This is a genomic window from Leptospira borgpetersenii serovar Javanica, assembly GCF_003046425.1.
Classification (GTDB): Bacteria; Spirochaetota; Leptospiria; order Leptospirales; family Leptospiraceae; genus Leptospira; species Leptospira borgpetersenii.
In genome coordinates this window covers 225,001-237,383 of record NZ_QAJG01000002.1, presented here as the reverse complement: position 1 = coordinate 237,383, position 12,383 = coordinate 225,001, and the positions used below count along the sequence as shown (strand labels likewise).

Here is a 12,383-nt window from a genome sequence, read left to right as displayed (position 1 = left end):
TCTTGCAAGTAAAAAGCCTCATTCTTGTCGGAACACTTGAAAAATATCAGTTTTTGATCCTTATGATCCCAAAAGCCTTCTTAATTTGTGGGTAAAGGTTATGGCTCCCTACGGGTCCGCTCTGAAAAACTCAAGTGCATCGCGGGTCTCGATAGATCACGTTCAATAATAATACAGTATTACGTTTCTTTCATGCAGTTATTGACTGGACCGAGCTTTCTTAGATCGAATTCACGTTAATTATGGATTTTTTATACGCGATTGAAGGACAATCCGAATTTTCAAGAAGATTAGAACTTGGAGAAACGTTTGGAACCGTTTTTTCAACTTGGTCTCGGGATCGGTTTGAATATTATAAAAATATATTATGAAAAAAGAACATTTTTTTATATGTTAGAGATGCCCAAAAATCAATTCTCCATCCGTTTCTTTTTCATGAAAATGGTCGATCGAATCAGTTTTGTTAGTCTGAACTTTTTCAACAACTCTATTGAAAACGGAAATCCGGATTCGAACGGGTTTCGTTTAGAAATGATTTCGAATTTTACCTACAAAGAATTTTCCAAAGACTTACCGAAAAAACTTCGGGTAGTTACCGATAATAGCGGACTTCGAATCGAATTATCTTTCCGACTTATAAAATTAACGTGAGTTCGGTGGTTGAAAATGAGAAAGAATTTTCTAAAAGTAGAAGTCCCTACTTTTAGAATTTGTTCGTAAAATCGCGATTTGTTGTAGTTCCCACGTTTTAGAATAGATTTACAAAGTTCAAATTCCAACTTCCTACAGAAAAATGAATCATGGATTTCAACCGCCGAACTCACGTTAAAATTAACGCGGTAAATTTTCCGGTTTTAAACAAATGATTATTTTGTCTGCCTTACTGATTCCTATGAAATCGATTACTGTGAATTTTCATTATAAACCTCTTTTTGGGCCGTAAAATATTTGCCCTCATTCTATAGTTCTAATAACGGGAAATCGGCTTCGAAAAGTGTGCTTGGAAAAATGGGAAGAAAAAATCATTTCAAAAATTACACGCTTGTTTTCGGGAAAGGAAGTTTTGAATATTCGTTTTGCTTGTCAGGAAATCGGGTTTCGTAAGAATTATCCCATGCAAATCATACAGAGGAAATGGAAAATTCCTCACGCGGCGAGAAAACCGTTTGTATTTTTTTTAGTCTTTTTATTCTTATCCATACAATTTCGGTTTTTATTTTCAGATAAGGTTCCGGATTCCGTATCCTTACAGAATCAATATCTCATTGCACAGGACTATCAGGTTCTATTTAAGAATTTTCTCTCTTCAGGATACGACCGTTCTTTGCAGGGGGGAAGTCCCACGTTTTACTTTCAAGCTCCCTTTTTCTTTTTCCTCGTTTCATTTCTTCACACGTTCATTTTATTTTTTTTCCCTTTTGGTGTTTCCTTCAATTTAGGGATTCTGCTCGTACTGTTTTTGTTTTCATATGCGTTTTTGAAATTGGGATTTTTATTTCTCACGGAAACTAGTCTTAGGCCGGGAAATGTTCTCATTACGATGACCGGACTTACATTTTACTTTTTATATCCCGGAGATCGTATTGTTGGTGCGGGAATTGTGGGTGTTTTTCAAAATTCCATTTCCTTTGTCGTTGGGCTTGCTTTTGCATTGCTTGCGATCTATTATCTGGAAAAGTTTCGTTATACGGGAAAGATCTCTTCTTTTTTTAAAAATCTAATTACGGGGTCTCTCGTATTTTACGCACACTACGAAATGTCCTTATTTTATGTAATTATACTGGGACTTTATTTTCTCTTTTACAAAGACGAGTTTACGATCTTTGAGATTTTACTGATCTTTTTGCTTCCGTTGTTGTGCGCTTCCCCTATATTATGGAATTATTTTGCGTACGTTGAGTTTCAACAAAACCCGCCGATTTCTTTTCCAATCAACGGACTTTTATCTCTTTTTGGGGAAGAATTTTCTAATACAAGTCCGGAAAAGTTTGTACTTATAATCAAACGAATCCTGATCGATCAGTACTGGATTCATTTGTTGTTTCCGATTTTATTTGTGATCGGAATTCGATTACTCTTTATCAGAAAATTATTGCCACCGATTTCCAGATTTTTGATTTTCGGAACCCTTTTTTTTTACTGGATGGCGACGGATTCTTCATTGTCTCTGATTTTTCCATGGTTATACGTTAAGTGGTATACGGCTCTCAATGTATCTCTCGTTTTCTTGACTTTTTCCGCCCTTGTGACCTCGAGATTTTTTTTGAAAAATCTCCCTCCTGGAAAATGGAAACTTTGGGCTGGTTTGATTTTATTCGTCCTGGGATTGTATAGATTTATCATCACGATCCCCGGCCCATCCACTGGAATCGAAAGTCTTTCCATAAATCCTTCCTCCGTGTGGGCGCAAAAAGAAGAATGGGCTCAGGTCTTTGAAAAAACTCCCTACGGCTCCTTGATTGCGTCGGAAGAGACAACCGGCGAATACGGTTCGCGGGATTCTCATTGGGTTTCCGTGCTCATCCGTCGAGCAGTTAGACGAAATATCACTTTGCAGAATCGTTTCGAACATTCGTTCTTTTCTTCCGCAGAAGAAATCATTCGATTGTTTCCTCGACAAGGATTTAAGTCTTCTCTACACGATGAAGAAAAAAGAGGAAACCTTCATTCGGTTCAAACAGAAGAAAAACTTTCTGAATTATTTTTAAATCTCCTTTCCGAAAGAGGCGTTTCGTATGTTCTACTTAGATCGGACGTGTTGAATCGAATCGTGGCTGTGTCGCCACAATGCTTCTCTATGATTTATAAAAAAGGAAAATGGACTTTATGGAAATTGAATTCTTCTAAACCTTTTATGGAGTTACTTTCTCAGAAGCCGATCGCCCTCCTTATGAAGGGCAATTCTCTTCAAAAAAAATCGGAATTCGGATTGGAAAATTTACCGGAACCGATTCTGGATTTTAAGTTTCAATGGAACGTTTCTTTAGTTCCTCTGTTTAAGGAAGAGTTCGAGTCGAATAAAATTTCCTTTTCAGGAGCTTATGAGGTCTCTCAACTTCATTCTTACTTTCAAAAAAGAGCCGAAGAGGACATGGACAAAAAAAACGAAAGGAAACCCGACGCAAGGAGGGAGGAAAAAACATCGATTCTTTTGTCGTCCGAGGTCGATCCGCTTGTTTGGAACGATTCCGAGATTAAATGGGAACTTTCGAAAGAAACCGAGTCGGATGTTTGTTTTCCTATACTGATCCGCTCCGGTTTTTTTCCTATTTGGAAGCTTGTATCCGGGGAAAAAGTATACCGGACTTTGGAAGGTCAATTTTACTTCTGTTCTATGGAGAAACAGAATAAATTCGTATTTTATGATATTCGCACATATTTGATTACTCTAATTCAATTTTTGCTTCCGCTTTCTTTTTTGGGAGCGACGTTTTTAACGTATAGGAAAATATCCAATTGATGTCTTTTTTTTCCGATTCAAGAAAAGCTCCTTTCAGAAAAAGGAAGCTTTTTTCCAATTTGCTTCTAATCGGATTTTTGATAGCTATATTTTTCGTTTTGTTTTTGGGAAATTTGGAAACTTCGGTCGCAAAAGTTGTTCTTTCCGCTCTGGAAGGAGGTTTAATCGGAGGGCTCTGTGATTGGTTTGCCGTATGGAAAACTTACAAAGCGATCGAAGAAGACAGTTCCAAGCTAGCCTCTGAAATCGGAAACTGGGTGGCAGACGATCTTTTACATCACGAAGTAATTCGGTCCAGAATAAAAATGGTTTTAGAGGATCCTTCAACTCGAGGCGAGGTTCATGAGGTTTTACTGGAGACTTTCGGAAACGAAGAAAAAACAAACGAGGTATTAAACCGGCTTTTCTCTAAGGTAGAAGAGGAAATCGTTCAATACGTCGTTCATTATCAGTTTTCGGGGACCGATGTCGAAATATTGAAAGAATTAAACCGACAAAAGGAGATCATAGACACGATTAAACTTCTGATAGGAGAATCCATGATCAAAGTCGCCGATACCGAGGAATTCAAATCCCTTCTTAAAGAAATATTAGGTAAAATGAATTTGGTGACCCAGGTCGTTTTAAATCTAATTGTCGATTTTCCGAAAAAGTTGAAGGAATATGGAAATCATGTCAAACAAGGATTGATAATCGAATCCAAAGACGAAAAAACCATTGAGAAATTGGTCAATCTTATGGCGGCTTCTGCGGAAACATATATTTCGTCTTGGAACGAATTGCATCTGGATCAGAGAGAGAAGGCGGTAAGATCCTTAATGGGATTCTTAAAGGATCAGGCTAGTCGGCTTCTGGGAACACTCGTCCAAAAACATCTTCGAGAAATTGGAGAGATTAAGACTTTACAGGAATACGCTCCTCTCCGTTCTATTTTTGAGTTTGTGGAAAAACGTATCGACGAAGGAGTTTCCGGTTATATCGGAAAACAGATTACTAGTAGACTGCAGAGTTTGAATCCTAAGGATCTAAGAAAAAATTTGGAATGGAAAACTCGGAATATCTTGGAAACAATTCGAATAAATGGGAGTATTTTGGGATTCTTTTTAGGAAGTGTCACTGGGCTTGTAAAATCCTTTTTTTGGAATTAAAATTCCAAGTGTTATAGAAAACTGAGCATGCAGCAGAAGAATACTCGTATTATGAAGTGCCGTTTGAAATAAATTGTATGCAAATACTATAATTAATAGATGAAGAGGGAGATTCAAAACATTGCTGTCGTGCCTGTGATTTTGCGGGATATTAAAGATTATGTTTTCGATTTATGTAATGTACGAATTTTGAATTTTCAAATGGAAAATGAGAGTTTGGAATATGGGGCTTCCACTTTTAATATTGGAAATTTAAAGATTACTTTTCGATTGGCGAAAATAACTCCTACTAAAATTGGTCAGTTTGTCACATTATGGAAACGAAATAGTGAAGGACATATTCGACCTTTTGATATTCATGATTTAACGGATTATGTTATTATCGGGGCAAAAGATAAAAATCTTTCCGGGCAATTTATTTTTCCGAAACGAATCTTATGCGATAGAGGTATAATCTCCGATAAAAAAGAAGGTAAAAAGGTTTTAGAATTTATCCTTCATGGGATTTTCCGGATAATAAACAGGCTCAACGGACGCAGAAATGGCAATTAAGTTATTTCTTTGAAAACTCTAAAACGAAACCAGTAATATTGTTCGTGTGAGAAATCTTCTAAATATCGGAAATTAGAATTCCGTAAAACGAAATTGTATGAAGGTATATTTTAAAGTTGTTTTATTTTATCGTGGGTTAATAAATGCAAAGACGATAAAGGCTATCTCTGGAATAGCCTATCACGTTACAAGCCTTTGATGGTTCCCCAAAGTCTCTGCTAACTTCAAAAGTCCCGGAACGCGCCCCTTAGGGAGCGTTCTGTTGAGTTGCTACTTGTTTTTGATTATTTTTTGTACTATTGTCAGCTGTTTCTCCTTATTTATTTTAAAGAGTGTAAGATCAACTGCTAACTATTACATTTTAGCTATGAAATTTGCGAGCCATTCACCAAGATTGTCTTACCCTGAACCCACGTTTTCTTAATAAGAATTTCATTGGCCTTTGACGACTTCTTCTTAAATCCAAACGAAGATTGTCTCGGTATCTCTAAGTTCCTTCTGTTGGTTTTCTTGTTTTGTGATTAATGCTTACATCTAACCCACGTTTTTCAAATCAGGAAGGGGTGCCATTTTGTCTAAAATGAAAATTTCATTGGATAGAATTTAATTCTTCTTGTCTCGAAAAACTATTTCGCATAAAAATAACTTAAAATTGCACTTTGGACTTTCAAAGTGATCCGATTCAATCTCTACGGATATGGATTCAAAAAAAATAAATTTTAAAAGTGTAGACGATTACATCAGTCGTTTTCCCGAAGATATACGGAAAATTTTAGAAGAATTGCGATCCGTTATTCGAAAATCAGCGCCTAAAGCCGAAGAAAAGATCAGCTACCAAATACCTGCATTTGTATTTCACGGTAATTTAGTCTATTTTGCCGCGTATAAAAAACATATTGGGTTTTATCCGACTTCGAGTGGGATCAAGGCGTTTCAAAACGAATTAATCGGGTATAAAACTTCGAAGGGGGCAGTTCAGTTTCCGATCGATCGACCTTTACCTCTTAAATTGATTGCAAAAATCGTTACGTATCGGGTAAAAGAAAATACGAAAGCGAAGAATCAGAAGCTTTAAACGATTTCGTATGCTTTTGAAAAACCCTTTCTTCTAATTAACATAAAATTCGTTAAATCGACTTTGAATTTGATTTCACTTTATTTTTTGGAAAAGCTGAGAATTTCTCGAGCGATCAAATCCAGATTTGTAGAACCAAGTTCGTCTTCTAAAACTTTCTGGGCTTTCTCATAAACCTTGGAAAGGATTGGTTGGATCGCGTGGCCGCAAATACATTTCTTATTCGGGGATTTAGAGTGCATTTGGAAAATCTTTTCGTCTATGGCTACGTAGATTTCCTTTAAATTAATGGCAGAAGGAGTTTTTGCAAGAACATAACCTCCATTCGGTCCCATTTGATTACGTACGATTCCCCGATTTTTAAGGAGAGATAAAATTTTACGGATCACAACAGGATTCGTATTTACGCTTTCCGCAAGCTCTTCGGAAGTTTTTGTTTTACCTTCTCCAAGAGAAAGAAGGGAAAGAATATGGATAGCGACCGTAAATCGACTCGTCATATCTGTAAAGCTTCTGGTTACAGAATATGGAAAATAAGAATCCGTGTCAAGTCAAAGTTTGTTTCCAAAAAATACTTGCCTCAGATTCTTTAAATAGAAACGATGCGGCGATGTTTCAGAATTATCTTCTTCGATTTTTAGATCCCAAGTTGGAAAAGGAGTTTAGATCCTTTCTCAGAGACCATGTCGCAATATTCGTCAGAATTGGAGCGATATCGGCGGTGATCGGATACATTGCTGTCTTTATACTTTTTTATGATATCCTTCTCATTAGGGATCATCGGGTTCTTTGGATCCTGGAAGGAAGTGTGACTTTCGGGCTGGGACTTTCCTTATCTACTTTGAAAAGATTTCGGTCGACTATGGTTCCTCTTTCCATCGTAGTCAATACGATTGCCGGTTTAGTCGCTGTTTACGTCGGATTTGCCTTCATTCGGAATCAACATGCGATCTTACTTACTATTCTCATTATCATTTCGTATTATGCATTTTTGGTTCTGAGGATCCGAACTTTGCTCGCGTTCATCGGAACTTCTACCTATTTGGCCGCGTATCAATATGTACTTCTCATGGACGAAAGTTTGGATTCCCAAAACAAGGTAATTTATAGTTTTCTAATATGGTTTTCCGAGTTTTTTGCGGTTATTGCGGGTTATACTTTGGAGTTGACTACGCGCAAATTGTTTTTGCAGTCAAAAACGATCGACGCACAAACAAAGGATTTGGAAAAGGAGAAGGAAAAATCGGATCTTCTTTTGCGAAACATTTTTCCCGACGAAATTGCAAATCGATTGAAGAACGAAACGTCCCAAATCTCCGAATACTTTTCCGAGTGTTCTATCCTATTTGCGGATATCGTCGGTTTTACTCTTCTTGCGGCTCGTAAAACGCCGAAAGAACTCGCGGGATTGCTGGACCGATTTTTTTCGAGACTCGACGAACTTGCTGAGCGTAGAGGAGTGGAAAAGATCAAAACGATCGGAGATGCATATATGGTTGCGGCGGGAATTCCAGTTCCCTGCGAGGATCATATTCAAAGAATTGCGAATCTCGCTTTGGATATATTAGAAGAAGTGAATACGAACGGGGAATTTGTCCGGGAGGATTTAAACATTCGAATCGGAATCCATTCTGGACCGGTCGTTGCCGGAGTTATCGGAAGAAAAAAATTCATTTACGATCTTTGGGGAGATGCTGTCAATCTTGCTTCTCGTATGGAATCCCACGGAGTTCCGGGAAAAATTCACGTAACGGAAGAATTTTATCTTGCCGCTTCTCCTCTCTTTCGATTGGAAAAAAGAGGGAAGGTGGACATCAAGGGAAAGGGAGTCGTATCGACTTATTTCTTGGTGGGTGAATTGATTAACAAGGAAGATCGATATGAACGGGAAGATACTGAATTGAAGTGCTTCCCTGACTGAACCATTCCGGAACAGCCCTTCTCCAAGAGATAAACTGGGGAGTTTCGAGATGTTTTTTTCTCGCTGTTTCGTTCTTATATACTTCCATAAATAAGAATCTTCCCGGGTCCCCCTCGCCTTGAAGTACGTCGAGCCTGAGGATCCCTTCTTCTGTATCAAGAGATTCTTTCGCCATATCATAGCTGATTTTTTTGAACTCTTCAATCTTTTCGTCTAAAACTTTATAAGAGGATACAATCGCGATCATAAGTTCAGAATTTATGAATGCTTTCCTTTTGGGAAGAAAAATCCTCCTTGTCCAAAACGACGGAAATTCCAAGAGTTTTCAAATGAAATTGAACACTAAAATAACGGAGATGCTCGGAATCGATTTGCCGATTATCGGAGCGCCTATGTTTTTAGTCTCGTACCCGGATTTGGTCGTGGCGGTATCCGAAGCGGGCGGGATCGGTTGTTTTCCTTCTCTCAATTATCGTTCTCCGGAACAATTGAAAGAGGGCCTTCAGGAAATCCGCTCTAAAACGAAAAAACCAATCGGCGTAAACTTAATCCTCCATAAGTCGCATAATCCGAATTGGTCCAAACAATTAGAAGTGATCTTGGATGCAAAGGTGGAACTTTTGATCACAAGTTTAGGAAGTCCTCGCACGGTGGTCAACGAAGCTAAAAGTATAGGCTCGAAAGTATTCTGCGATGTGACTACGCTCAAACATGCCAATATTGTTGCGAAGGCGGGGGCCGATGTGTTGATCGCAGTTGCACAAGGGGCTGGCGGTCATGCCGGAAATATTTCCCCCTTTAGCCTTTATCCTTATCTCAAAAAGGAAACCGGCCTTCCTCTGATTGCGGCAGGTGCCATTTCAAATGGGGCTCAGATGCTCGCCGCTTTTGCGTTAGGCGCCGACGCTGTTTATGTAGGGACGAGGTTGATTGCCACCCCGGAGGCGATGGCTTCCGAAGAATACAAAAAAATGCTCATTGAATCTGGTCCGGAAGAAATCGTGTATACCGAAAGAATTTCCGGAATTCCGGCCAACTGGCTCAAGAAGTCCGTGGAAAAGGCGGGTGATCTTTCACACAGCGGAGGGTCGCAGAACCTCGATCAGGAATACAAACGTTGGAAGGATATTTGGTCCGCGGGGCACGGAGTCGCTCAGATCGAAGACTTAATTCCAGCCAAGGAATTGATTTTGGGGATGGCAAAAGAATATCAAGATATTCTAAATCGATTGCCTCGTTGATGTTCTGATCGGGAGACTGTTATCATCTTTCGTCTTCTGATCGAATTTTGTGCCTTACGATTTCGAACCATGCTCGTAGGAAAAGAAATTCCACTCATGATTGATTCGGAAGATTCGCCTTTTTTAACATTTATGTTAATATTGAATATTTTAAATTCTTTATGGAGCATTATCCGAAATTGAAATTCGCTGCGCACACATAGGCGCGTCCGAGGTCTGGGAATATGTGGGCTTTTGAAAATTTATTCCGAACTTCGTCTGGATACGACAATGGTTTTCGTGGATTTTTTGGTGACCGGAGGCAAACCATCCGTGTTGAAATTTTGGAAAATTGGGTTCGTTTCGGTTCCGATATTCAGTTTGTTGAATTCTTTTCCTGAGTAAGGAAACGAAAGGTCTTTTCGGAAAACGGCGCGAATCTTTTGAAGGTCTCGATTTAAAACGAAGTCCGGTTTTCGTCGGACTGCGGGAGAATTCGGACGTTCGATCTCTCGAATGCGTTCGGAAAAAACTTGCCAATGAGGGTTCAGTCTCTATTCTTTCTATATGCGCGGCATTTTTAAGGGAATATTGGGATTTATTCTCGCAGGATTCCTGATGGTTCAGTGCGAAAAAAAAGTTCTTCTCCGTCCGTTTCCGCAGAAACGTACAAAAGAGTTGCCGAAGCATATTGTTCTCAGATGAGTCGTTGTAAAGAACCCTATCTTTCCTCTCTTGAAGGAAAACTCAGAAAGGACGCGGCTCTAACTTACCCTGATAATGCGCAATGTTACAGCGATTTTAATTACGATTACGATAAGTCCGAACCGATCGTTTTGAAAAAACTCAGCGATAGTCTGAGGTTAGAGGCCGAGCTTTGTATTAAAAGTGTGGAACGTGCGGATTGTGGTTCTATCGTAACTTATCAAATTCCGGAATGTGTGGAATACAACACTTTCTTAGAAACGATTTCCACTTCTTCTACAAAGTAAGAATTTATCTTCGACTTCGTGTCTATATGATATCGTGTCCTGTAGAGGTTGCAACAATATCAAAGAGAACTTCACCGGTGGTTTATGGAAGAATGAATACGGCTTTTTGCGAATCGTTTTTGTTATGGACAACTCAGGTTGACTTGAACTTCGGAACGAGGCGCGTTTTCCGGTACTGTAAAGACGGTTTCTCTCACCACGGTTTCCGGATAGCCGTCCACTCTGGCAAGATCTCCGATACAAAGAAGTCTATATTCTCCAGGATGAATGTATTTCATCTTTGTAGAGGCGCCTTGAACGGGAGAAGCGATCAGAGGGAGTTTTGTATTGATGTCCGTTTCGGCAAGACGATATACCCCGTAGTAATGGGTTGTAGAAGCAGTTCCACCTAACACTATTAAGCTGGAGGCGATTTCAGGGCGAATAATGCGAGAGCGAATCAAAAGGTTGCCTCCCATATCGGATTCTCCTTTATGATTGCTGTCGGGTTTCCAATCGCTGATACCCACTAAGGTTCTTACGCCGCCTATGCTCGAAACATAGGAATGTATCATCAGGTTTTCTTTCAGATTCATTCTTACTTCTAGAATATAAGGATCGAAACCGGGATACACGAGCATATCCTGGTCTCCGTTTTCCACCTTGTAGAGTATCGGAAATACCAGAGGTGGATACATCGTTTTTGTTGTGGAATCAACTCCCGGTTTATAACTCAATCTAGGAACGATATTGATTCCGGGAACTCTGTAGTTATCAAATAAAGTGAGGTTGGAAAATGTAAGTCCGGGTTCCGTCGCCCAGGCAGTCACTAAAGATCTCAGATACAAACCGGTATAATAGAATTGAACCGGACCGTTTCCGAAGGCGCCCCAGTCCGTAGCGGAAGTCGGGTCGTTCGACGGGTAGGCGACTCCTTCCCCGTTGAAGAATTGAATTGCTTTGATTTCTCCGTCGTTTAAACGACAGGAATTCGAATTGGTGGTGTACGGAATCGTGCAAAAAACCTGTCGGTTCGGAGCGATTTCGTCCCAAAATTTCTTTGTATCTTTTACATTTTTAATCAAACTTAGGTCGAAAGTGCCTTCTTGGTATTTCGTCGACATGCGGATTTCTCCGATGTCTATAAAGATCGGTAGGTTTTGGGCTAATGGTACTCCGGCTAAACCGAAGGCAGGATCAAGGCCCTCTTCTCCGTTTGTATCTTGGTAGAGTTGTCCGGTTCCGCCGGAATAGGCTTCGAATCCGATCGGGTTATCGGTAGCGTAAGTTCCTTTGACGAGCAGCAACATTCTCTGGTTGAAGAGGGTACTGATTACCGGAAATTTAGAACCTTTTCCGTGCCAGTCGCCGACTTTACAAAAAAACATTAAAAAAACGAAAAGTGTAGGGAGGAATGAGAAATAGGATCGTTTCATAAAAATACGCTCACCATTAAACCAAACTGGAAGAATTCTGTATCCACAACCCGATAGTAATTCGGATTACTCAGCCTGGGATCGTTGTAGGGACTGGAATAATAATATTTCGTTTCTGCAGGAGCATCCAAACGCGACTCGTAGATCCTATTGTAATCGATCCGAATCCCGATTCTGATTTTTTTTCCGGCTACAAAACTCGCTTCTAAACCCATCATTATCATAGGATCCCAACGAGAAGTGTTGGAAGGTCTTGCCACTACAAAAGCCTCACCGCCACCGGCACGAAGAATGAATGAAATGGGAAGATCGATCGGAAGTTTATAACCCAAGGCAAGATAAACCGGAATCGTGGTTAAGCCTCGTTCTGTAGCGGAAAGATAATTCGCGTAAAAGGCTCCCATTTCGAGATAAAAAATCCAGGGCCAAGGGATTCTAAAAAAGAATCCTCCGCCTAAGGTCGTATCTAGATACGCTTGGGTTTCGCTCCCCGGCCAAGGATTTGATGCACCCAGCCAAACTCCGACTTCCGCTTTTCGATTGTCGTAGTATCCTTCTTGTTTTTCTTCCTCTTCTTGTTCGGAAGTTTCCGCTTCTTCC

The 12,383-nt window shown here is 39.8% G+C and carries 11 protein-coding genes and 2 pseudogenes (1 of these 13 running past the window's edge); 9 read left to right on the top strand and 4 right to left on the bottom strand.

What is annotated here, in order from left to right; genetic code table 11:
- The first annotated feature begins 390 nt into the window (after positions 1-390).
- The 5 genes and pseudogenes from CLV95_RS02760 to CLV95_RS02740 all read left to right on the top strand — a co-directional run bounded on the left by CLV95_RS02760 (position 391) and on the right by CLV95_RS02740 (position 6,235).
- The gene (locus CLV95_RS02760; RefSeq protein WP_002734402.1) at positions 391-651 is read left to right on the top strand and encodes a hypothetical protein; all 261 of its coding nucleotides are present in this window, start codon (positions 391-393) and stop codon (positions 649-651) included.
- A 463-nt stretch (positions 652-1,114) separates the two neighbouring features.
- Positions 1,115-3,460, top strand: coding sequence for a hypothetical protein (locus CLV95_RS02755; protein WP_026054848.1), 2,346 nt, complete (start codon positions 1,115-1,117; stop codon positions 3,458-3,460).
- Positions 3,460-4,608: a DUF445 family protein gene (locus tag CLV95_RS02750; RefSeq protein ID WP_002734451.1), complete on the top strand. Its 1,149-nt coding sequence runs from the start codon at positions 3,460-3,462 to the stop codon at positions 4,606-4,608. The genes CLV95_RS02755 and CLV95_RS02750 overlap by 1 nt, the downstream gene beginning before the upstream one ends.
- A 99-nt stretch (positions 4,609-4,707) precedes the next feature.
- Positions 4,708-5,236: pseudogene (locus CLV95_RS02745) on the top strand (MepB family protein).
- Positions 5,237-5,857: 621 nt separating this feature from the next.
- The gene (locus tag CLV95_RS02740) at positions 5,858-6,235 is read left to right on the top strand and encodes an iron chaperone (protein WP_002724549.1); all 378 of its coding nucleotides are present in this window, start codon (positions 5,858-5,860) and stop codon (positions 6,233-6,235) included.
- Between the two features lie 80 nt (positions 6,236-6,315).
- Here CLV95_RS02740 and CLV95_RS02735 read toward each other — a convergent pair whose 3' ends face one another.
- Complete coding sequence (locus tag CLV95_RS02735) at positions 6,316-6,735, bottom strand: Rrf2 family transcriptional regulator (protein ID WP_002724562.1); 420 nt, start codon at positions 6,733-6,735, stop codon at positions 6,316-6,318.
- Positions 6,736-6,845: 110 nt separating this feature from the next.
- On the opposite strand from CLV95_RS02735, the gene CLV95_RS02730 reads away from it, so the two are divergent.
- A complete protein-coding gene (locus tag CLV95_RS02730; RefSeq protein ID WP_002734443.1) occupies positions 6,846-8,156 on the top strand; it encodes an adenylate/guanylate cyclase domain-containing protein in 1,311 nt (436 codons plus the stop codon).
- On the opposite strand, the gene CLV95_RS02725 is transcribed toward CLV95_RS02730, so the two are convergent.
- Positions 8,098-8,403 (bottom strand): putative quinol monooxygenase, encoded by a 306-nt coding sequence (locus tag CLV95_RS02725; RefSeq protein ID WP_016749066.1) that lies wholly within the window; start codon positions 8,401-8,403, stop codon positions 8,098-8,100. The genes CLV95_RS02730 and CLV95_RS02725 overlap by 59 nt on opposite strands.
- Positions 8,404-8,485: 82 nt before the next feature.
- Between CLV95_RS02725 and CLV95_RS02720 the strand changes: the two genes are divergently transcribed.
- The 3 genes and pseudogenes from CLV95_RS02720 (at position 8,486) to CLV95_RS02715 (ending at position 10,368) form a co-directional block, all read left to right on the top strand.
- A complete protein-coding gene (locus CLV95_RS02720) occupies positions 8,486-9,397 on the top strand; it encodes an NAD(P)H-dependent flavin oxidoreductase (protein ID WP_032850921.1) in 912 nt (303 codons plus the stop codon).
- A gap of 234 nt (positions 9,398-9,631) precedes the next feature.
- The gene (locus CLV95_RS20000; RefSeq protein ID WP_002734414.1) at positions 9,632-9,781 is read left to right on the top strand and encodes a hypothetical protein; all 150 of its coding nucleotides are present in this window, start codon (positions 9,632-9,634) and stop codon (positions 9,779-9,781) included.
- 162 nt (positions 9,782-9,943) lie between these two features.
- Positions 9,944-10,368: pseudogene (locus tag CLV95_RS02715) on the top strand (LA_2478/LA_2722/LA_4182 family protein).
- A gap of 122 nt (positions 10,369-10,490) precedes the next feature.
- Here CLV95_RS02715 and CLV95_RS02710 read toward each other — a convergent pair.
- Together CLV95_RS02710 and CLV95_RS02705 are read right to left on the bottom strand one after the other, a co-directional pair.
- Positions 10,491-11,783 (bottom strand): LIC11270 family surface protein, encoded by a 1,293-nt coding sequence (locus CLV95_RS02710; protein ID WP_002731187.1) that lies wholly within the window; start codon positions 11,781-11,783, stop codon positions 10,491-10,493.
- Positions 11,780-12,383 carry the 3' portion of a hypothetical protein gene (locus tag CLV95_RS02705; RefSeq protein WP_002734332.1) on the bottom strand. It continues 218 nt past the right edge of the window, so only the last 604 of its 822 coding nucleotides appear in the window; its start codon lies beyond the right edge, outside the window; it ends in the stop codon at positions 11,780-11,782. The genes CLV95_RS02710 and CLV95_RS02705 overlap by 4 nt, the downstream gene beginning before the upstream one ends.